Annotated in this window: 23 protein-coding genes; 21 read left to right on the top strand and 2 right to left on the bottom strand. The window is 48.4% G+C overall.

Annotated elements, in window-relative coordinates:
- Positions 1-62 precede the first annotated feature (62 nt).
- The gene (ruvC, locus tag HMPREF2796_RS06145) at positions 63-599 is read right to left on the bottom strand and encodes a crossover junction endodeoxyribonuclease RuvC (protein ID WP_070631905.1); all 537 of its coding nucleotides are present in this window, start codon (positions 597-599) and stop codon (positions 63-65) included.
- Between the two features lie 205 nt (positions 600-804).
- Here ruvC and minC point away from each other — a divergent pair, with 205 nt between their 5' ends.
- The 21 genes from minC to rfbD all read left to right on the top strand — a co-directional run bounded on the left by minC (position 805) and on the right by rfbD (position 20,001).
- The gene (gene minC, locus HMPREF2796_RS06140; RefSeq protein ID WP_070631902.1) at positions 805-1,524 is read left to right on the top strand and encodes a septum site-determining protein MinC; all 720 of its coding nucleotides are present in this window, start codon (positions 805-807) and stop codon (positions 1,522-1,524) included.
- 126 nt (positions 1,525-1,650) lie between these two features.
- On the top strand, positions 1,651-2,463 hold the full coding sequence (minD, locus tag HMPREF2796_RS06135) for a septum site-determining protein MinD (protein ID WP_070631900.1): 813 nt from the start codon (positions 1,651-1,653) through the stop codon (positions 2,461-2,463).
- A 3-nt stretch (positions 2,464-2,466) separates the two neighbouring features.
- Positions 2,467-2,739 carry a cell division topological specificity factor MinE gene (minE, locus tag HMPREF2796_RS06130; RefSeq protein ID WP_070631897.1) on the top strand — a complete coding sequence of 91 codons (273 nt, stop codon included), beginning with the start codon at positions 2,467-2,469 and terminating at the stop codon, positions 2,737-2,739.
- Positions 2,740-2,742: 3 nt separating this feature from the next.
- The gene (locus tag HMPREF2796_RS06125) at positions 2,743-3,663 is read left to right on the top strand and encodes a hydrogen peroxide-inducible genes activator (RefSeq protein ID WP_070631894.1); all 921 of its coding nucleotides are present in this window, start codon (positions 2,743-2,745) and stop codon (positions 3,661-3,663) included.
- 244 nt (positions 3,664-3,907) lie between these two features.
- Positions 3,908-4,819: a glycine--tRNA ligase subunit alpha gene (gene glyQ / locus HMPREF2796_RS06120; protein ID WP_070631891.1), complete on the top strand. Its 912-nt coding sequence runs from the start codon at positions 3,908-3,910 to the stop codon at positions 4,817-4,819.
- 113 nt (positions 4,820-4,932) lie between these two features.
- Entirely contained in the window at positions 4,933-6,996 is a 2,064-nt protein-coding gene (gene glyS, locus HMPREF2796_RS06115) for a glycine--tRNA ligase subunit beta (protein ID WP_070631888.1), read from the top strand.
- 67 nt (positions 6,997-7,063) lie between these two features.
- Positions 7,064-8,095: a WaaS/CpsH family glycosyltransferase gene (locus tag HMPREF2796_RS06110; protein ID WP_070631885.1), complete on the top strand. Its 1,032-nt coding sequence runs from the start codon at positions 7,064-7,066 to the stop codon at positions 8,093-8,095.
- Positions 8,096-8,114: 19 nt separating this feature from the next.
- Positions 8,115-8,963, top strand: a complete 849-nt coding sequence (locus HMPREF2796_RS06105) for a glycosyltransferase family 2 protein (protein WP_083308662.1) — start codon at positions 8,115-8,117, stop codon at positions 8,961-8,963.
- 27 nt (positions 8,964-8,990) lie between these two features.
- Entirely contained in the window at positions 8,991-10,112 is a 1,122-nt protein-coding gene (locus tag HMPREF2796_RS11100) for a glycosyltransferase family protein (RefSeq protein WP_141749173.1), read from the top strand.
- Positions 10,109-11,596, top strand: a complete 1,488-nt coding sequence (locus tag HMPREF2796_RS11095) for an adenine nucleotide alpha hydrolase family protein (RefSeq protein WP_141749172.1) — start codon at positions 10,109-10,111, stop codon at positions 11,594-11,596. The genes HMPREF2796_RS11100 and HMPREF2796_RS11095 overlap by 4 nt, the downstream gene beginning before the upstream one ends.
- A gap of 38 nt (positions 11,597-11,634) precedes the next feature.
- A complete protein-coding gene (locus HMPREF2796_RS06100) occupies positions 11,635-12,450 on the top strand; it encodes a glycosyltransferase family 25 protein (protein ID WP_083308661.1) in 816 nt (271 codons plus the stop codon).
- Between the two features lie 49 nt (positions 12,451-12,499).
- Positions 12,500-13,552 carry an acyltransferase family protein gene (locus tag HMPREF2796_RS06095; RefSeq protein ID WP_070631880.1) on the top strand — a complete coding sequence of 351 codons (1,053 nt, stop codon included), beginning with the start codon at positions 12,500-12,502 and terminating at the stop codon, positions 13,550-13,552.
- Positions 13,549-14,619 (top strand): dTDP-glucose 4,6-dehydratase, encoded by a 1,071-nt coding sequence (rfbB, locus tag HMPREF2796_RS06090; RefSeq protein WP_070631877.1) that lies wholly within the window; start codon positions 13,549-13,551, stop codon positions 14,617-14,619. The genes HMPREF2796_RS06095 and rfbB overlap by 4 nt, the downstream gene beginning before the upstream one ends.
- Positions 14,620-14,631: 12 nt before the next feature.
- Positions 14,632-15,003 (top strand): hypothetical protein, encoded by a 372-nt coding sequence (locus tag HMPREF2796_RS06085; RefSeq protein WP_083308660.1) that lies wholly within the window; start codon positions 14,632-14,634, stop codon positions 15,001-15,003.
- Between the two features lie 82 nt (positions 15,004-15,085).
- Positions 15,086-15,952, top strand: coding sequence for a glucose-1-phosphate thymidylyltransferase RfbA (gene rfbA, locus HMPREF2796_RS06080; RefSeq protein ID WP_070631874.1), 867 nt, complete (start codon positions 15,086-15,088; stop codon positions 15,950-15,952).
- 103 nt (positions 15,953-16,055) lie between these two features.
- Positions 16,056-17,051 carry a capsular polysaccharide synthesis protein gene (locus HMPREF2796_RS06075; RefSeq protein WP_070631871.1) on the top strand — a complete coding sequence of 332 codons (996 nt, stop codon included), beginning with the start codon at positions 16,056-16,058 and terminating at the stop codon, positions 17,049-17,051.
- Complete coding sequence (locus HMPREF2796_RS06070) at positions 17,048-17,842, top strand: glycosyltransferase family 25 protein (RefSeq protein ID WP_070631867.1); 795 nt, start codon at positions 17,048-17,050, stop codon at positions 17,840-17,842. The genes HMPREF2796_RS06075 and HMPREF2796_RS06070 overlap by 4 nt, the downstream gene beginning before the upstream one ends.
- On the top strand, positions 17,839-17,982 hold the full coding sequence (locus HMPREF2796_RS11370; protein WP_168162817.1) for a hypothetical protein: 144 nt from the start codon (positions 17,839-17,841) through the stop codon (positions 17,980-17,982). Before HMPREF2796_RS06070 ends, HMPREF2796_RS11370 begins: the two co-directional genes overlap by 4 nt.
- 101 nt (positions 17,983-18,083) lie before the next feature.
- Positions 18,084-18,485, top strand: a complete 402-nt coding sequence (locus HMPREF2796_RS06065; protein WP_070631864.1) for a hypothetical protein — start codon at positions 18,084-18,086, stop codon at positions 18,483-18,485.
- A gap of 76 nt (positions 18,486-18,561) precedes the next feature.
- Positions 18,562-19,104 (top strand): dTDP-4-dehydrorhamnose 3,5-epimerase, encoded by a 543-nt coding sequence (gene rfbC / locus HMPREF2796_RS06060; RefSeq protein WP_070631862.1) that lies wholly within the window; start codon positions 18,562-18,564, stop codon positions 19,102-19,104.
- Between the two features lie 24 nt (positions 19,105-19,128).
- Complete coding sequence (gene rfbD / locus HMPREF2796_RS06055; protein WP_070631859.1) at positions 19,129-20,001, top strand: dTDP-4-dehydrorhamnose reductase; 873 nt, start codon at positions 19,129-19,131, stop codon at positions 19,999-20,001.
- 550 nt (positions 20,002-20,551) lie between these two features.
- Here rfbD and HMPREF2796_RS06050 read toward each other — a convergent pair.
- On the bottom strand, positions 20,552-21,427 hold the full coding sequence (locus HMPREF2796_RS06050; protein WP_070631856.1) for a prephenate dehydrogenase: 876 nt from the start codon (positions 21,425-21,427) through the stop codon (positions 20,552-20,554).
- Positions 21,428-21,680 lie beyond the last annotated feature (253 nt).

Raw genomic sequence — 21,680 nt, 5'->3', positions numbered from 1 at the left:
TCCCCTAAGCCGAAATGAAATTTATCTAGTAGGGATGCAACTGGCCACCGGCTACCTGAAAACTAAACCTGAAACCGCCCCCCTTTAATCTGCGAAGCGTTGTGTAATTTTGCTGCCAAACTATGGTTACGCAATGCATGCGTGAGTGCTACAGCCAACCCGTCGGCCGCATCAGCTTGTGGCCTTCCTGATAGCTTCAGCATCTGCACCACCATATGCTGCACTTGCTCCTTGGCTGCTTTACCCTGCCCCACCACCGCCTGTTTCACCTGCAAAGCCGTGTATTCATATACAGGCAATCCGCGCAACACCAGCGCTGCCACTGCCGCGCCGCGCGCCTGCCCCAGCATCAGCGTGGCGGCGGGATTAACATTCACAAACACCTGCTCCACCGCCGCCTGATTCGGCCGATAAGTATCAATAATCTCACCGATGTGCTGCACGATAATACCGATCCGCCCGGCCAGCTCGTCGCCCGGGATGGTTTTGATGCAACCGGATGCCACATAGCGATGGCTCTGACCCAGCACATCAATCACACCAAAACCTGTTACCCGGCTGCCCGGGTCGATGCCCAAAATCCGTATCGGCTTCTGCATAGTTTTTCCATTTAAATTGCTCAAACTGGTTTTCAGGTAGCCTCTATTTTGCCAAACAGGCTACCTGAAAGCGATTCGCCGCATTATAAGCCAAGTTTTCAGGCAGCCTGATAATAAGCCGACCACCGCACAAATTTGAAGTAGCCTACATAAAACGGTAAACTGCGAGCCGTTTCAACTCTTAAATTACGACTCCATCGCACCGATGAAGCCAGCATTCGACATCAAATCCGCCCGTATCGACGCGCTTGCCATCCAGCTCAACACCACCGAGCTGGCGGCTATCCGACAAACCCTTACCGAGCGCGCCGCACAATACCGCGAGCTCAGCGATATGCCGCTGCTGCTCGACGTGCAGGCATTCGACTCGCCGGATAATCTGGATTTAGACAGCCTGCTCGGCCTATTTGCCGAGCACAGCCTCCCCATCGGCACCCTGCGCCATCACAATGAACAATGGCAGGCTGCCGCCCGTGCTCATCACTTAGCCTTTTGCAGCGACAATGCCAATAGTGAAGAAAACAAAAGGCTACCTGAAAATACGCAACATGAAATGCCCAGCACTCCGCCCGCTCCCGCCGTGCGCCAAACTCTTGTAGTGGAAAAACCGATCCGTACCGGCCAGCAGGTGTATGCCGAAAACGCCGACCTGATCGTGCTGGGTTTAGTGAACGAAGGAGCCGAAGTGATTGCCGATGGCCATATTCATATTTATGCTCCCCTACGCGGTCGTGCCTTGGCAGGTGCCGGCGGCGATCAAAATGCCCGCATTTTTGCCCAATCAATGCAGGCCGAGCTGGTATCCATCGCCGGCATCTACCGCACTTTCGACCAGCAGCTGCCACCACACCTGCACCGCCAAGCCGTGCAGATCTATTTGCAAAAAAAGCGGCTGGCCATCGCCGCCCTCAGCGAGATTATTTGAAAGCAACCCACATTTAATCAGCTACACACAAAATACAAACGGCGGCAAACCATTTTCAGGTAGCCCACCAAGCGTAACAACCTAATTTCAACAAAACGGATTCACCTAAGGGAAAGGACCATAACCGTGGCAAAAATTATAGTAGTAACCTCCGGCAAAGGCGGCGTGGGCAAAACCACCACCAGCGCCAGCATCGCCAGCGGCCTGGCTTTAAAAGGACACAAAACCGCCGTGATCGATTTCGACGTCGGCCTGCGCAATCTCGACCTCATCATGGGCTGCGAACGCCGCGTGGTGTACGACTTAATCAACGTTATCCAAAACGAAGCTACCTTGCACCAAGCGCTGATTAAAGACAAGCATTGCGACAACCTGTTCGTGCTGCCTGCCTCGCAAACACGCGATAAAGACGCACTCACCCGCGAAGGCGTGGAACGCGTGCTCTCCGAGCTCACCGAAAAAATGGACTTCGAATTCGTGATTTGCGACTCGCCCGCCGGTATCGAAACCGGTGCGCTGATGGCGCTGTATTTTGCCGATGAAGCCATCGTTACCACCAATCCCGAAGTATCCAGCGTGCGGGACTCCGACCGCATCTTGGGCATCCTGCAAAGCAAGAGCCGCCATGCTGAAAAAGGCGAACAGGTAAAAGAACACCTGCTGATTACCCGCTACAACCCTGATCGCGTGGCAAGCGGCGAAATGCTCTCAGTAAAAGACATTGAAGACGTATTGCGCATCCCACTCTTGGGCGTGATTCCCGAATCGCAAAACGTGCTGCAAGCCTCCAACGTCGGCCTGCCTGTCATCCACCAGGAAGGCGTACCTGCTGCTGAAGCCTATAAAGATGTGGTGGCTCGCCTGCTGGGCGAAAACCGGCCGATGCGTTTCTTGGAAGCAGAGAAAAAAGGCTTCCTGCAACGCCTGTTCGGAGGTTAAGCTATGTCATTAATCGATATATTGTTTGGCAAAAAGCCCAAATCCGCCAGCATTGCCCGCGACCGCCTACAGATCATCATCGCGCAGGAGCGCGTGAAATCCCAAGCACCGGACTACCTGCCCACCTTGCAGAAAGAGCTGTTGGAAGTGTTGTCGAAATACGTGCACGTTTCGCTCGACGACATCCGCATCTCACAGGAAACGCAAAACGGTGTGGACGTACTGGAACTCAACATTGTTTTGCCAGACATCCAACGCAAAAGCGAAGAAAGCTAAACCATGACTCTGACCGAATTGCGCTACATTGTGGCCGTTGCACAAGAACGCCACTTCGGCCGTGCCGCCCAGCGCTGCTTCGTCAGCCAGCCCACTCTCTCCATCGCGATTAAAAAGCTGGAGGAAGAGCTTTCGGTTTCGCTGTTCGACCGCAGCAGCAACGAAGTCAAGCCCACCGAAACCGGCGAGCGCATCATTACCCAGGCGCACCGCGTACTGGAGGAAGCCGACCGCATCAAACACCTAGCCGCCTCCGAGCAAAACGAGCTGGCCGGCGTGTTTAAGCTGGGGCTGATCTTCACCGTGGCACCCTATCTGTTGCCGCGCCTGATTTTGTCGCTGCGCAAGCTGGCACCCGATATGCCGCTGATGCTGGAAGAGCACTACACTGCCAACCTCACCGACTCCCTAAAAAAAGGCGAATTGGATGCCATCGTGGTGGCCGAGCCCTTCCAAGAACCCGGCATCATCACCGAGCCGCTGTATGACGAGCCGTTTTTCGTGATCGTGCCGAAGGGGCACGAGTTTGAGGAGCTCGATGCCGTATCCGTGCAGCAGCTGACAGAACAGCAGGTGCTGCTACTCAGCGAAGGCAACTGCATGCGCGACCAAGTTTTAGAAAGCTGCAGCAAACTGGCCTCCCGCCAGCGCATTCTCGGCCTGGCCAACACCCTGCAGGGCAGCTCCATCAACACCATCCGCCACATGGTGGCCAGTGGCCTGGGCATCAGCGTACTGCCTTCCAGCGCCCTCACGGATAACGACCACCTGCTGTTTTCCATCATCCCCTTCGAGCCGCCCGTACCCAACCGCCGCATCGTATTGGCCTCGCGCCGCAACTTCGTGCGACCGCAGGCATTGCAGGCGCTGCGCCAAGCCATCCTGAACTCCCAGCTCACCGGCGTGCGTTTCGCCAAAGCCTAGCCGACTTGGCAAAGGCTACCTGAAAATCGCTCAATCATTTTTCAGGTAGCCTTGTACGGCGGAAAGCAGCAAACCACAAACCATCATGCTCGATGAAGCAAAGTGCGCCCCAGCCATGCCTTAAAGCTGAAAAGGCTACCTGAAAATCCCAGAACCATTTTTCAGGTAGCCTTTAGCTTTGTTTTGTTTAATCGGCAAACCAAGTACAATACCGCCATTATTCTTCCAACTTTTCCGCACAACCATGCTCACCTTCCAACAAATCATCTTCAAACTGCAAAACTACTGGGCCGCCCAAGGCTGCACCCTGCTCCAGCCGCTTGATATGGAAGTTGGCGCCGGCACATCCCACCCCGCCACCTGCCTGCGCGCGCTCGGCCCCGAACCTTGGTTTGCCGCCTACGTCCAACCCAGCCGCCGCCCCAAAGACGGCCGCTATGGCGACAACCCCAACCGCCTGCAACACTATTACCAATTTCAGGTAGCCCTCAAGCCCGCCCCCGCCAATATCCAAGACCTCTATCTCGATTCCCTGCGCGAATTGGGTATCGACCCCAAAGTTCACGACATCCGCTTCGTGGAAGACGATTGGGAAAACCCCACACTCGGCGCATGGGGCTTGGGCTGGGAAGTTTGGCTCAACGGCATGGAAGTAACCCAGTTTACCTACTTCCAACAAGTCGGCGGCATCGACTGCACCCCCGTGCTCGGCGAAATCACCTATGGCATCGAACGCTTGGCGATGTACCTGCAAGGCGTGGAAAACGTTTACGACCTCGTTTGGGCAAAAACGCCGGATGGCAACACCGTCACCTACGGCGATGTATACCACCAAAACGAAGTCGAACAATCCACTTACAACTTCGAATACAGCGATGCCGATTGGCTGCTGCGCCAGTTCAACGACTACGAAGCGCAAGCCAAGCGCCTGCTGGCCGTGGAAGACACCAGCCTCGCCCTGCCCGCCTACGAACTCGTCCTCAAAGCCGGCCACACCTTCAACCTCTTAGACGCACGCGGCGCCATTTCCGTTACCGAACGCGCCACCTACATCGGCCGCATCCGCACCCTCAGCCGTACCGTGGCGCAGAAATATGTGGAAAGCCGTGAGAAACTGGGCTTCCCGCTGATTAAAAACAAGGCGCAAGCAGCCTGAAAATGCTAGAATTCTCACCAACCTAACAAACCAGTACCGCCTGCCTCCTGATTAAAAACTCAGCACCATCTACAGCAATGGCAGGCTACCTGAAACCCAAACGACACGCTGCAATGAACACCCAAACCCTTTTAATCGAACTCTTAACTGAAGAACTCCCACCCAAGGCTTTGAACAATCTTGGCAACCACTTCGCCGCTTCTGTTGCAGAAGGCTTGGAAAAAGCACAACTGATTGACGGCGAAGCCGAATTTACCACCTACGCATCACCGCGCCGTTTGGCTGTTCAAATCAAAAACGTCAAAGCCGTTCAAGCTGATCAGAAAATCGTGAAAAAAGGCCCTGCCGTGGCGAATGCCATGAAAAACGGTGCGCCGACCAAGGCTTTGGAAGGTTTCGCGCGCGGTGCAGGCGCGAAAATTGAAGACCTGACCATCGTCCATGACGGTAAGCAGGATGTGTACGCCTACGAATATGTTCAAACCGGCAAACCGTTGGGCGAACTTTTGGAAGACATTATCAATCAAGCGATTAAGAAACTGCCGATTCCGAAAGTGATGCGTTGGGGCAGCAGCACGTTTACCTTCGTGCGCCCCGTTCACAGGCTGATTGTGCTGCACGGCGGCGACATCGTAAACGTCAGCGTTTTGGGTCTGCAAAGCGGCAATCAAACCTTGGGACATCGCTTCCTGTCCAACGGCGAAATCACCATTGAAAACGCCGACAGCTACGCCGCACAAATGCGTGAGCAAGGCAAAGTCGTCGCTTCGTTTGCCGAGCGTAAAGCCGCGATTCAGACGGCCTTGAACGAGCAGGCAGGCCGTCTGAAAGCCACCGTTGCTGCCGATGAAGCGCTGTTGGACGAAGTTACCGCGCTGGTTGAATGGCCTGTGGTATTGGAAGCTGGTTTTGAAGAGCATTTCCTCGTTGTGCCGCAGGAATGCCTGATTCTGACCATGCAGCAAAACCAAAAATACTTCCCGCTGCTCGACCGAAACGGCAAGCTGATGAACCGCTTCCTGCTGGTCTCCAACCTGCAAACCGAAGACCCGTCGCACATCATCCAAGGCAACGAACGTGTCTTGCGTGCGCGCCTGTCTGATGCCGAGTTCTTCTACAAGCAAGACCAAAAAGCGACTTTGGAAAGCCGTCTGCCCAAATTGGCGAACGTGGTGTACCACAACAAAATCGGTTCGCAAGCCGAACGCATCGAACGCCTGCAAAGCATCGCCGCCCACATCGCCAAGGCTTTGGGCGCGGATGCTGCCGCAGCCGAACGCACCGCGCGTTTGGCAAAAGCCGACTTGGTAACCGAAATGGTCGGCGAGTTCCCCGAACTGCAAGGCACGATGGGCAAATACTATGCCCGCTTGGACGGCGAAACCGAAGAAATCGCCGAAGCCATCGAGCAGCACTACCAGCCGCGCTTTGCCGGTGATAGGCTACCTGAAAGCAAAACTGCCACTGCCGTTGCACTGGCTGACAAACTGGAAACCTTGGTTGGCATTTGGGGCATCGGCCTGATTCCGACCGGCGACAAAGACCCCTACGCCCTGCGCCGCGCCGCCTTGGGTATCCTGCGGATGCTGATGCAGTATGGTTTGGACGTAAACGATCTGATCCAGACGACCTTCAACAGCTTCCCCAAAGGTTTGCTCAACGAGAAAACACCGTCTGAAACTGCCGACTTCATGCAAGCGCGCCTTGCCGTATTGCTGCAAAACGACTATCTGCAAGACATCGTTGCCGCCGTACTCGCCAAACAGCCGCGCCGTTTGGACGATTTGACCGCCAAACTGCAAGCCGTTGCCGCGTTCAAGCAACTGCCCGAAGCCGCCGCGCTCGCCGCCGCCAACAAACGCGTGCAAAACCTGCTGAAAAAAGCCGATGCCGCGCTGGGCAAAGTCGATGAAAGCCTGCTGCAACAAGACGAAGAAAAAGCCCTGTATGCCGCCGCACAAGGCTTGCAGCCGAAAATTGCCGCCGCCGTTGCCGAAGGTAATTTCCAAACCGCCTTGTCCGAACTGGCTTCCGTCAAACCGCAAGTCGATGCCTTCTTCGATGGCGTAATGGTGATGGCGGAAGACCCCGCCGTAAAACAAAACCGCCTGAACCTGCTGAACCGTTTGGCAGAGCAGATGAACGCGGTAGCGGATATTGCAGTATTGAGTGAGTGAATCCTCTTCTTCATCTACATACAATACTCGTATTAGAGTTTAATGCTTCTTATAGTGAATTATAGCAATGCCAAATAAAACTGTTCTTTTTGGTATGCCTCCCGTATCCGGGCTTTACAAGTTAGTCCATGATAATCTGAAGTATCATGGATTCTGTGTAATTGATTTAAGAGAAATAGAGGAAAATAGTCACTTCCATTATCCATCTTTTACAAGTTGGCTATACACAAAATGGAGGAAACTTATATATAAAGACTCCTCTCCTAAAAAACATCTGAAACTACAGGTATTACAGAATGATATCCTTGAAAGAATTAAATCAGAAAACGGCTTGGACTATGCCTTTTTTATTAATGGAGAAACCTATAGTCAAGACTTTATTAAATTTGTTCGGGATCAAAGCAAGAACGGCGTTGTAAACTATCAATTTGATGGATTACACAGATTTCCAAAAATTTATCCATTAATTAATAGCTTTGATAGATTCTATGTTTTTGACCCAGACGATTTAAATACCCTAAACTACCAACTCCTCCCAGCCACTAATTTCTATTTTGATCATAACTTAGATAATCAATTGGAGAGAACTGTCGATTTCTACTTTACGGGAGTCCACATGAACTCAAGGGTAGGGGTTATTACCTCTTTTGGTCGCTATATAAAAGAGAGAAAAAAAACAGCTGATATTAATGTGTTATGGCGGGAGAGTGGAAATGGGAGAGAAATTTATCCAGATGACAGCATTACACTAATTGATCAATACATTGACTTCCAAGAAAATTTAGAGAAAGCCAACAAGGCAAGAGTCTTAATAGATTTTGTAATTGATGAGCATAAAGGGTTGTCTTTTCGGGCCTTTGAAGCACTAGGACGAAAACAAAAGCTCATTACAACCAACCCCCAAATTAAATACTATGATTTTTACCATCCAAATAATCACTTAATCTGGGATGGTAAAAATTTTGATATTATTGATAACTTTCTCAATAAACCATATTTTGATATTGACGAATCTATTAGAAAAAAATACAGCTTTGGCAATTGGATAAACTATATTTTACAGATTTATCCACACCAAAATATTGATTTACCAAAATAATAGATCTTACCCCCTTATAATGAAACCCTCATCAAACCCTTTAATATCTGTTATTATTCCGTGTTTTAATACTGCCCAATATTTACCAGAAACATTGGATAGCTTATTTTCTCAGACACTACAAAACTTTGAAGTTATTGCTATAGATGATGGCTCTACAGATAATACGCTAAATATTTTATATAGATACCAAGAAAAATATCAGCAACTAACTGTCATGTCTCAAGAAAACAGTTACTGTATGATTGCAAGGATGAATGCTATTAAGCATGCAAAGGGTAAATACTTAGTTTGTCTAGACTCTGACGACAAACTGCATCCTGAATTTCTGAAAAAATGCAGCAATATAGCTGAAAATGATGAAACGGTTGCTATTGTCTGTAGCGATGTCCAATTATTTGGAGCTAAGAATCAAACCTGGTGTCACCAATTTGAAATCAAAGACTTCCTCTTAGAAAATAGTATTTGCATCACATCATTAATCAGAAAATCTTTTTTTGACATGACTGGTGGATTTGATACAAATTTAGAAATGTATGAGGATTGGGATTTATATATTTCCATATTAGAATTGGGAGGAACGATCTATAGAATACCTGAACCTTTATTCTTCTATAGACAACGAGAAGACTCTTCTTCAATATGCAACACAGCCACAGAACAGAAAAAATCTGACAGTCTCTTAAAATTATATAATAAGCACTATGATCTGTACTGTAAAAATGGCTTGTTCTTTCATGATATGATAGGAATCTATCAAAAGTATAGAAAAGAAAATATTTCATACTATAATATGCCATTGCGGAGATTATTCTACAAAATATTTAAACCAAAAAAATACCAAGAAATTTACAAAAATATAAATTAATATCGCCTATTCTAAATACTTTTATTTATGAACATCCTACTTTTAACAAATCATTTAAAAGATTATGCTGGTTCTGAAATACAGATTTTAGAACTATACAATTTTTTTAAGAAAACTGGATGTAAGGTTACTGTTTTTGCAAACTTGGTAGATGATCCTATTAGACAACATTTTGATAACAATGACATCTGCCATAATATATGTGATATTGATCTTTATAGCTATCAACTAATCTGGTCACAGCATGGAATATTTCCTCTCCTATTCTCCAATAAAAATATTAAGCAACCTATTACTGCACTAATCATCTCCGCCCATTTATCCCCTTTTGAGAATATGGAATTACTCCAAATTCCATACATGAATAATATTCATGCTTATTTTATTGCCAATAGTGAAGAAACCTCTACTGCACTAAAAAATTTTGGCATCCCTCCAGAAAAAATATATATTTCTTATAACTGTGCACCTATAGAATTTAGAAAAAACTTCCCTCCTCCACAGAAACTGAATCGTCTAGCAATAATATCCAATCACCCACCCCCAGAAATTATTGCTGCAACGAGTCTATTACAAAAAAAATACGAAGTTGATTACATTGGATATAATTATAATTTTTGCTTAGTAACACCTGAGTTACTAAGCAAATATGACTGCATCATCACTATTGGTAAAACAGTGCAATATGCATTATTGGGCAATAAGCCCGTGTATTGTTATGACTGTCATGGTGGCCCTGGTTATCTTAACAAAGAAAATTTCTCTACTGCACAATATTATAATTTCTCAGGGCGAGGCTTTAGTAAAAAAACTACAAACCAAATCGTAGAAGAAATTGAAAATCAATTTCACATAAATAAAAATTTCTTTGCAACAATACATAATAAAGATTTATATATTCTTGAAACATTTTTGCATAAGATCCTAAAATTAAATCCTATCTATGTTTCAGAAGATCAGCAATTACTACTTGAACAATTCTCCCCAGCAAGCAAAAAAATCTGTGACTTGTATTTATCCAACCATTTTCTCAGTAGAGATCTAGATAATCTATCGAAAAAATTAAATTTTAACAAAACCAAGTTTAATATTATCATCACACTATTATTATTCTTCTTTTTAGTCACCCTTTTAAGTATAAAACTATGAGTACACATAAAATAAAAAAATACCTTATTAAATTAGCCTATAGATCTAGTTTATCTGTCTATTTCTTATCACTCAGAAACAGAATAATAATAAAACAGATATATCAGCATGCACAGACTTTTAATGCTAAAATTAACCAGATTATTAGTCTAAATATACCTTCAAAATACCAATATAAACTTAACTCAAAACTTCCTCAATCTGCATGGTTCTTGCAAAATATAAATGGCGATATCGCAGAGATCTCATTTGGAACATCTGTATATCAACATCCAGATGGCATTATTGAAGGAGTGTGGGATAATAATTTCCAAAATTTAGATTATATAAATGCTGATCATGTATTTGGTTCTGGTATATATATTGAAAATCAAAAAATTACATTCGTTCCTCCTTCTTATCTACTTGAAGGAATATTTTTCCTATATGATAAAACTACTAAAAGTTATTGTGCATCTAACTCCCTTGCCTGCCTCTTATCACTAAGTCTCCAAGATGAAAAATTAGAGACTATATTAAGCAATATTGACTCAAATACAGGTGAACGGTTAAAAAAAGGAATTTTTTCTTACGATCCCATACTATTTGAAGATAATGAACTAATAATATTATTATTTTGCTACCATAATTTCTCTATTACTAATGATGGCTTATCCCTTATCCCCAAAATAAAAATTAATAAATTTGTCAGATTTAATGACTACAAGAGCTACGTTAAGGAAAAGATTCAATTACTCTTAGAAAATGGGAAGTCTGATCATAGGGAAAATACACCTAAACTATCTCCTTTAGCAACAATTAGCTCCGGGTATGATAGCACTGCATCAGCAGCAATAGTTCATGATTTAGGAGTAAAAGAAGCGGTAACAATTGATGTCAATGTATACGAGAGAAATGATTCAGGATCAAATACTGCTCAATTGTTAGGTATGAATTGCACTCCATGTCGCCATCCCTTTGGCCAATCTATTTCTGATTTAAATTTAGAAGAATCTTCTTATGAAGATCACTTAGATAAAATTAGTATTTTTTTGGCTACATTTGGAATGGGAGATGATTCCTCATGGTTAGCGTTTGAATCATTCCTACCCAATAAGATCGTTTTTACTGGCCATGGCGGGGATGAAATTTGGTATAAAGACGAATTTATTGGAAATGGACTGCGCAAAATTACTTGTTTCGAGTTGAGCCTTGGAGAATATCGGTTAAAACAAGGCTTTGTCCGAGTTGCTGTTCCTTATATTGGAACTGTATTTACCAACTACATTTATCGCTTAAACTTTTTACAAGAAATGATGCCTTATACATTGAATAATAGCTATGACAGACCACTACCTAGGCGTTTTGCCGAAGAAGCTGGTATTCCCCGTGATGGTTTTGCACAAATAAAACGTGCTACAAATCCTAACCTATTAAGTTTTCAGAAATATAAAATAGATAGCTTCAGGAAACATATGAAAGAGTATAGAAATGCTACCTCTTAGATTTATATTTTCATCGTAATTTAAATATACTATATATTATGCTTCATTCTTACGTAATTAGCATTGCAACAGCAACCACCCGTAGAGAACATGTTATTAGTGAGTTTTCAAAACATAACATAAATTTCTCATTTTATGATGCCATTACTCCATCTATAGAGTTAACAAAACTTATTCAGAGTATCGCCCCTAACCTTAATCGGGTAACACATATGACAGATGGAGAAAAATCCTGTCTAATGAGTCACATCATGTTATGGAAAAAATGTGTTGATGAGGAATGGCCATATATTGCTATTTTTGAAGATGATATTTGGCTTGGTAAACAGGCAAACACTATATTAAATGAATCAAAATGGTTGGATGACTTATTTCTATTACACAAAAATTTTATTATAAAAATTGAAACCACTTTGCAACCTTGCCAAGTACACACTATTGACTACAAACTACCAAATTCTACTCATAGCCTAATGAAGTTGTGTAGTGATCACTATGGTGGTGGTGGATATATCTTATCTCGCCAAGCTGCAGCTTTTCTTTTGAAAAAAATAAGAGAGATGGAAACAGAGAATTTTATTGCAGTTGATGGATTACTATTTGATCATCTTCTTGCCTCGAAAAACTTATCTATTTTCCAGCTCTATCCCGCAATATGTATTCAAGAAATTATTGTCAGACCTGAGGATGTCTCATTACGAAGCCAACTTGAATCAGATAGGAAACTAAAGCAAAATAATAAAATGAATAGAAATTTAAGGCAAAAAATACTACGTGAGCTATGGAGAGTAAATAAGCAATTATATCTATTTAAATATAGAAAAATTCCAATGAGTATAGTCCCATTTGAGTAATTCTTAGGCTTACATTTAGGCCCTTCACAGATACTACAGAATTTAAAAAATGAATAATAAACTATCTTATTTCCTAGAAAAAGGTAATAATAATTTTGATCTACTTAGGCTTATTGCGGCTATTATAGTTATTTATTCACATAGCTTTGAACTAGCCTTCTCATCTGGACAATCAGACATTTTTACTAAATTATCTAGAGGCTTGGCTAATGGTGGGGGCTTAGCAGTTGAGTTTTTCTTTCTTCTTAGCGGTATCTTAGTTACTAACAGCCTTATATCGAGTGATGATTTAAAGAAATTTATAATTTCTCGCTTTTTTAGAATATATCCACCTTTCCTTTTTGTGCTTATTACAACTGCTGTAATTATCTCCCCATTTCTTAGCTCATTAGATATAACTCAATATTTTAGCGATGGCGGAGTATCTCAATACTTACGCCATAGTGCAAAATTGAAAATCGAATATAACCTTCCAGGTGTTTTCACAGAGAATATATATAAAAATGCTGTTAATGGTTCTTTATGGACAATTCCCTTTGAAGTAGGGGCATATTTCTCTTTATTTTCTGCCTACATCATAACTGGTGGTAAGAAGAATATAAGATATTTATCAATCTTGTGCCTACTTATTATCATACTACCTATCTTGGGTATCGGTGATGGCTTATTTTTCTCAAAACAAAACTTAAGTGTTTCTTTAGCATTATCATGCTTTGCTCTTGGTGCTTTATTCGCTATACATAAAGAAAATGTTCCAGCATCCTTAGCATACCCTATTGCTTTTCTTATAATATCCTACCTATCTACAGATGACTATCTGAAGCATTTAACATTCTTCTATTTCTCGTCAACATTATTGCTTTATATTGGAACACTCAACTTTATAAAAAAAATCCGGGTACCAATAGATATTTCTTATAGTGTATATCTATGGGGATTTTTTGTACAACAAGTTGTGTATATGTATTTGCCAAATTTAAATATATATGTTAACCAAATTATTTGTATATTTTTGACCATTATTATCTCTATTCCTACTTTTAAATTCATTGAGAACCCTTCAATGACCTTAGGGAAAAAACTTAATCGGAGATTTAATTGAACCTCCTCATCACCGGTGGCGCCGGCTTTATCGGCTCGGCAGTTATCCGCCACATCATCCGCCACACTCGAGATTCTGTTATCAATCTCGACAAGCTCACCTATGCGGGCAACCTTGAATCCTTGGCAGAAGTTTCAGGTAGCCCCCGCTATACCTTCGAGCAAGTGGATATTTGCAACCGCACCGAGCTCGACCGCGTATTTGCCCAACACCAGCCCGACTGTGTGATGCACCTGGCGGCGGAAAGCCATGTGGATAGGAGCATAGACAGCGCCGGTGAATTTATCCAAACCAATATTGTCGGCACCTTTAACCTGCTCGAAGCAGCCCGTGCCTATTGGCTGGGGCTGCCTGAAAATCGCCACTCAGTATTCCGTTTCCATCATATCTCCACCGATGAGGTGTATGGCGACTTGCATGGCACCAGTGATTTATTTACCGAAACCACGCCCTACGCCCCGTCCAGCCCCTATTCCGCTAGCAAAGCCTCCAGCGACCATCTTGTACGCGCCTGGCTACGCACCTACGGCCTGCCCACCATCATTACCAACTGCTCCAACAACTACGGTCCCTACCACTTCCCCGAAAAACTCATCCCACTGATGATTCTGAATGCCCTAGCTGGCAAACCATTGCCTGTTTACGGCAACGGACAACAAATCCGCGATTGGCTTTTTGTGGAAGACCATGCCCGCGCGCTGTATCAAGTCATTACCGAAGGCAAAATCGGCGAGAGCTACAATATCGGCGGCCACAACGAAAAAACCAATCTCGAAGTGGTACAAACTATCTGTACCTTACTGGAAGAACTGGCGCCCGAAAAACCCGTTGGCGTGTCGCGTTATGCCGACCTGATTACCTTTGTGCCCGACCGCCCAGGCCACGACCTGCGCTATGCCATCGATGCCACCAAAATCGGCCACGAGCTAGGCTGGCAGCCACAGGAAACCTTTGAATCCGGTATGCGCAAAACCGTACAGTGGTACTTGGATAACAAAATTTGGTGGCAACGCATCCTCGATGGCCGCTACCGTTTAGAGCGGCTTGGCCACTTATCAACCCCATAATTCGGAGAACCTATGAGCATCCGGAATAGCATACTGCTCAGCTTCCTTGCCCTCGGCCTCGCTCTATTCGGCAGTGTGGAAGCCAAAACACGCCCCCACCGCGCACCTGCCGCCGCCCAGCAGCAACGTGCCGACGGCAGCAGCCAAGAGCGCGCTGTAGTTATCCACGAAAACGACACCCCGCGCGGCATTGCTGCCGAAAACCGCTGGATTGCCCAAAACATGCCCGGCTACCGTAAAATTGGCCAAGCCCTGATTCAAGGCCAAAACGGCATTTACGACCGCATCAGCGTAGTCGGCCCTCATGGTGAGCGCAAAGAAGTATTCTTTGAAATCAGCGAATTCTTCGGCCGCTACAACGGCAAACTGCTGGGCGCAGAGTAAACATATCAACTAAATAGACAACAGGCTACCTGAAAACAGTTCACTCCTTTCAGGTAGCCTTCTACCAAAAGGAGGTTAAAGCATGAAAGGCATCATCCTCGCTGGGGGTTCCGGCACACGGTTGTACCCCATCACACGCGGCATATCCAAACAACTCATGCCCGTATACGACAAACCGATGATTTACTACCCCCTATCGGTGTTAATGCTCGCCGGCATCCGCGACATCCTCATCATCACCACCCCCGAAGACAACGCCGCCTTCCGCCGCCTGCTTGGCAACGGCAGCGACTTCGGCATCCGTCTGCAATACGCCGTACAACCCAGCCCGGACGGCCTTGCCCAAGCCTTTATCATTGGCGAAGAATTTATCGGCAGCGACAACGTCTGCCTCGTATTGGGCGACAACATCTTCTACGGCCAATCCTTCACCCAAACCCTGCAGCAAGCCGCCGCCCAAACCCACGGCGCTACGGTATTCGCCTACCAAGTGAAAGACCCCGAGCGCTTTGGCGTAGTCGAATTCGACCAACACCTCAAAGCCCTATCTATTGAAGAAAAACCCGCACAACCCAAATCCAACTGGGCGGTAACCGGCCTCTATTTCTACGACAAACGCGTGGTCGAATTCGCCAAACGAATCAAGCCATCCGCACGCGGCGAGCTCGAAATCTCCGACCTCAACCAACTCTATCTCGAAGACGGCAACCTTTCCGTGCAACTGCTCGGCCGCGGCTTTGCCTGGCTCGATACCGGCACACACGAAAGCCTGCACGAAGCCGCCTCATTTGTGCGCACCATCCAAAACGTACAAGCCCTTCAGGTAGCCTGCCTCGAAGAAATCGCCTGGCGCAACGGCTGGCTTTCCAATGAGCAATTGGCCGATTTGGCCAAACTCATGGCCAAAAACCAATACGGCCAATACCTGCTGCGGCTGCTCAAAAAATAGTTCAGGCTACCTGGAAACCCAACCAATCCCGTCACAGCCACCCGCCATTTCGATAGTGTAAAATAGCCCGTACCGTTTTCAGGTAGCCTAGGAACATCAGCCCATGCCGTTTCCCGCCAATCATTTCGCCTCCATCGCCACCCCGCTGCTGCGCCTCAACCAAAGGCCGTGGAAAATCTTCTACCGCAGCCTTACCCCCAAACCTCTGCGCAATAAAATCAACGCATACGCCAGCCGGAAACAGATGTATCACACCGCCGAATTATGGCGGCCTTTCCTGCAAGCCTACTTTCAAGGACAGCTGCCCCGTTTTAATCTTCAAGCCAAACAAGATTTGCGCGGGCAAAAAATCATCTGGCAATACTGGGGGCAAGGCCTCGAGCAAGAGCAACTGCCCGAAATGGTGCGCCTGTGTTTCCGCTCAGTCGAACAAAATCTAGGCGACTACCGGCTTATCCGGCTAGACGACCAAACCCTGCACAATTATTTGGATCTGCCCGATTTCGTTCAAGCCAAACGCCAAAATCCGGAGTTCAAACCCGCTTTCTTCGCTGACCTTTTACGCCTGGCACTATTGGATGTTTACGGCGGCGTTTGGCTGGATGCTTCTATACTACTCACCGCCCCACTTCCCAAAGAATGGGCACAAACAGATTTCTTTATGTACCAACGCTCTCCAAAGGCCGCCCATCAAGACTTTTGGCAGGGCTTCAATGCTGATGTATTCAATTGGTCGCCCGAGCACCCCGTGCAGGTCAACAACTGCATTATCGCCGCCCAACCCGGCAATTTGCTGATTCACACCTGTCTCGATGTGATGCTGAACTTTTGGCAAACCCAAAATCACATACCGCACTACTTCTTCTTTCAAATCATGTTTAATGAACTAGTGCGCAACTATCTGACAGGCCAAGCCGGCGAACCCGTAGACGACACCCTGCCTCATCTGCTCCTGGCCAAATTAGAAAAACCCTACAACGCCGAAGCTTTCGCCGAAATCACTGCACAAACCCCCGTGCACAAACTCGACCGCCGTTTAAGCTTCCAACCCGGCACCTTCGGCGCGCACTTGAAACAACTCTTTGATCCCACATCATGATTCCAGCTTACATTATTTCCCTTGCCAACCAGCAAGACCGACGTGAACACATGCAGCAGGAGTGTGCGAAAGTGGGCATTGAGGCCACATTTATCGATGCCGTGGATATGCGCCAAGCCAGCCAATCCGATATCGAACGCCTCTCATCCCGGCTGCTGCATAAAAAAAGCAAAAAACAACGTTGGCTCGCCCGTGGCGAATTAGGCTGTGCCCTCAGCCATCATCAGGTTTACGCCCACATTGTCCGCCAACAGCACCCCTACGCCCTGATTTTGGAAGACGATGCCGAATTTATCCGCAATCCCCAGCCCTTATTGAATGAAGGCTACCTGAATAATATTACTGAACAATACCCATTTGATGTGCTGCTCCTCGGTTACGTCAAAACCCTAAAACACCAACTACCCTATTACTACCGTCGCATCCCCATCAAAACCCGCGCCAAACTACAACTTAATTCCGATAGCATCCTATTCGGTACTCCCTGGGAACAATATGGCAGTGGTGCCGTAGCCTATATCGTTACCCAAACCGGCGCTCAAAGACTACTGAATGTCACTCGTAAACCCAGCGCCGTAGCCGACGACTGGCTCTACTTCGAACAACACCACGGCCTGCGCATCCTGCACAGCCGCCCCGCCTTCGTACTCGAGGCGCTAGAAAAACTTGACAGCACCATCCGCCAAGAAAAAGCAGGCTTCCTCCAGCCGAAAACCAGCAGCGTCATCATCCGCAGCATCAAAGGCTACCTGAAACATATCGGCATGAACTACCTAGGCATGAAATCATGACCAAGCTCCACACCCTCCTCATCCTCCTGCTCGCCGCCCCATTCGCCCGTGCCAACATCGAAAATGAACTCATCAGTTTCTACAGCAACACCCAAGTGCTGGACTACCTCAACCGCAGGAACTATAGCGGATCAAAATAAGAATGAGGCCAGCGGCAAGCCGCAGACAATACACACATACGGCAAAGCCAACCACCGCAGTAGCATTTTTATTTTAATTCACCATACCCTAACCTGAAACCATGCCCTCCAACACCAACCACGTCTGCTTCCACTGCCGCACCGCCGTGCGCCGCGCCAAAACCCACGGCCAAGCCGTGCCCTGCCCCGAATGCGGCCGCCCCTGCACCTGCCTCAGCTACAAGCTCGCCATCCCGCCCAAACACCGGCCCAAAGCCTGGCAGGCGCTGCAAAACAAAATTCAGGCCTACTACGCCGACCAAGCCGCCTATGCCGACCAAATGCAGCAACGCAACAAAGCCGAGCTGCAACAGCGCATTGCCCGGCTCAAGCAGCAAGCCAAACAGCCCGGCCGCGGCAGCAAAGAACACGAACGCCTCAGCCGCCAGCTGGCCGAAGCCCGGCAGAAGCTCGGGCAAATCCAACGGCAACAATACATCAGCCACACCCTAGAGCATTCGTAAACCCGTTTTCAGGTAGCCCCAAAACAAGCACAGGCTGCCTGAAACCCTCTCCCTAACCCCAACCCACCACCCTATTATGAACATCCTCACCACCGCCCTTCCCGAAGTCAAACTCCTCCAGCCCCAAGTCCACGGCGACGAGCGCGGCTTCTTTATGGAAACCTTCCGCGACAACTGGTTTCGCAAACACATCGCCCCGCGCACCTTCGTGCAGGAAAACCACTCCAAATCCGGCCAAGGCGTTTTGCGCGGCCTGCACTACCAAACCGAAAACACCCAAGGCAAACTCGTGCGCGTGATTGCCGGCGAAGTGTTCGACGTGGCCGTCGATCTGCGCCGCAATTCCCCCACCTTCGGCCAATGGGCCGGCGCCATCCTCTCCGCCGAAAACAAACATCAGCTCTGGGTGCCCGAAGGCTTCGCCCACGGCTTCTACGTGCTCAGCCAAGAGGCCGAATTCGTTTATAAATGCACCGACTACTACAACCCCAAAGCCGAACATTCCCTGTTGTGGAACGACCCCGCAGTCGGCATCGAATGGCCGCTGCAAGGCGAACCCAAGCTCTCGCCCAAAGACCTCGCCGGCAAGCCGCTGAACCAAGCCGTATTGTTTGATTAAACATCCCAATTTCAGGTAGCCCCTATGAAACTCCTCATCACCGGCCACCATGGCCAAGTTGGCCAAGCCCTCATCCGGCAAGCCGCCACCCACAATTTTCAGGTAGCCGCTTACAACCGTAGCGAACTCGACATCGCCGACCGTGCCGCCGTATTGCAGACCGTCGAGCGCGAGCAGCCTGACGTGATCATCAACGCCGCCGCCTACACCGCCGTGGATAAAGCCGAAAGCGAACCGGCCGCCGCCTATGCCGCCAATGCCGAAGGTGCCGAAAACCTCGCCCGCGCCGCCCACGCCGCAGGCGCCGCCATCCTGCATATTTCCACCGACTACGTTTTCAACGGCCGCACCGAACGCCCCTACCGCGAAACCGACACCCCCGATCCCCAAACCATATACGGCCGAAGCAAACTGGCCGGCGAACAAGCCGTGCAGGCCGCCTGCCCGCGCCACATCATCCTGCGCACCGCCTGGGTGTTTGGCGAACACGGCCACAACTTCGTGAAAACCATGCTCCGCCTCGGCCGCGAACGCGACAGCCTAGGCGTCGTGGCCGACCAAAGCGGCGCCCCCACCTATGCCGGCCACATCGCCGCCGCCCTGCTGCACATCGCCGGGCGCACCCAAACCGAAAACCGCCCCTACGGCCTCTACCACTTTTCAGGTAGCCCCTACACCACCTGGCACGGCTTTGCCGCCGAAATCTTCCGCCGCGCCGCCGAACAAGGCATCCTGCCCCGCACACCCGAACTGCGCGCCATCACCACCGCCGACTACCCCACCCCCGCCAGCCGCCCCGCCGACTCCCGCCTCGACTGCAGCAAAATCCACACCGCCTTCGGCATCGCCCCCAGCGATTGGCAAAGCGCATTGGGCAATCTGGCCGACTATCTCTAGCCACACAAACTTTCAGGTAGCCTCCTCCCCCACAGGCTACCTGAAATCGTTTAGCAAACTCATACATTAAAGCTAATATAGTAAATTAACAAAACCCGGTACAGCGTTGGCTCGCCTTGCCGTAACGTGTGTACTGTCTGCGGCCCGCCGCCTTGTTTTGATTTTTGTTAATCCACTATACGTCTTTCCCAATCATCAAAAAACTTTCAGGTAGCCTCAAAAGGCTACCTGAAAGCGCAGCTTCAACGAAGTTAAAACGAAACAAGGTTGGGTTAGCCGCAGGCATAACCCAACCAATAAAGTGAACCGTTGGCTTTCCCAACCCAAGCTACGCGCTGGGCGGCTGTAGGGTGTGCCGCAGTTGTTTGAGGCTTGAATAACGCGTGCGTGCGTTCCGTACACACCCTACATACCCCGCAAGGGAAGGCTACCTGCAAAACCGTGGGTCGGACTCAAAAGAACAACCCACTGCTGCTTCAGCGAAGTTTAACCACCGTTGCCAATCATCCTAAAACTTTTCAGGTAGCCCCAAAAGGCTACCTGAAATTTCCTACCCCCGCCCGTTTTCCCACTCCCGCCGCGCCGCGCTCGCCTCGGCAAACATCTCCCGCAAGCCCGCTCCGTCTTCCTGCGCCAAACATTCGCGCAGCCGTGCCAACTGCTGCTGTTGCCCGTCCAATAAAGCCAACAGGTTTTCACGGTTAGCCAGCGCAATGTCCGCCCACATCGCCGGTTCGCTGGCTGCCAGGCGGGAAAAATCGCGGAAACCGCTGCCCGCCAGCCGCAGCCATTCTTCACTCTCTGCCGCGAGCGCCACCTGCCGCATATAGGCATAGGCCAAAAGCTGCGGCAGGTGCGATACCGCCGCAAACGCCGCATCGTGCGCCGCTGCATCCATATATTCCACCCGTGCGCCCACCGCCTGCCACAATGTTTCCACCCGCGCCAGTGCCGCCGCATCCTGCCCTTCGTGCGGGCAAATAATCAGCCGTTTGCCGGCAAACAGCCCGGCCTGTGCCGCCGCCGCGCCCGAACGTTCCGTACCTGCAATCGGGTGTGCCGCCACACAGCGCGGCCATGCAGCAGGCAAATACCGCGCAAATGCCGCCAGCGCCGACTGTTTGGTGCTGCCTACATCGCTCACCACACATCCCGCCGGCAAGAGCGGTGCCAATTCCGCACAACTCCGCCCCACCGCGCCCACCGGCGCGGCCAGCAACACCAAATCCGTATCGGCCGATATGGCCTGGCCAAGCGAAGCAAAGCCTTCATCCACCACGCCTAAATCCAGCGCCTGCCGCAGATTGGCCGCATCCGTATCCACACCCGCCACGCAATCCGCCAACCCCAGCCGATTCACATCCAAAGCCAGCGAGCCGCCAATCAGTCCCACCCCCGCCACCACCATCCGCCGCAGCAAAGCCATTGTTCGTCCTTTTCCCATTCGCTAATCACAGGCAAATATTCTAGCCGCAAAGCCCGCCCGGCAATAGGGTGCTGCCGCTGCATACCAAGGTATGGAAATTAACAGTGCTGTTTACACTTTCGGCTTTTGCTTAAAGACCAGTTTGAGCAGCCATCCGGCATTGCCAAGAATGTCGATAGACACGGAAAACCCCCTCTGTTCTTGATAATGACGGATAGCTACTTAAGAATCATTCAAGCAAAAACAAAAGCTG

The sequence above is a fragment of the Eikenella sp. HMSC071B05 genome, from assembly GCF_001811325.1.
Classification (GTDB): domain Bacteria; phylum Pseudomonadota; class Gammaproteobacteria; order Burkholderiales; family Neisseriaceae; genus Eikenella; species Eikenella corrodens.
This window is presented reverse-complemented; position numbering and strand designations above follow the sequence as displayed.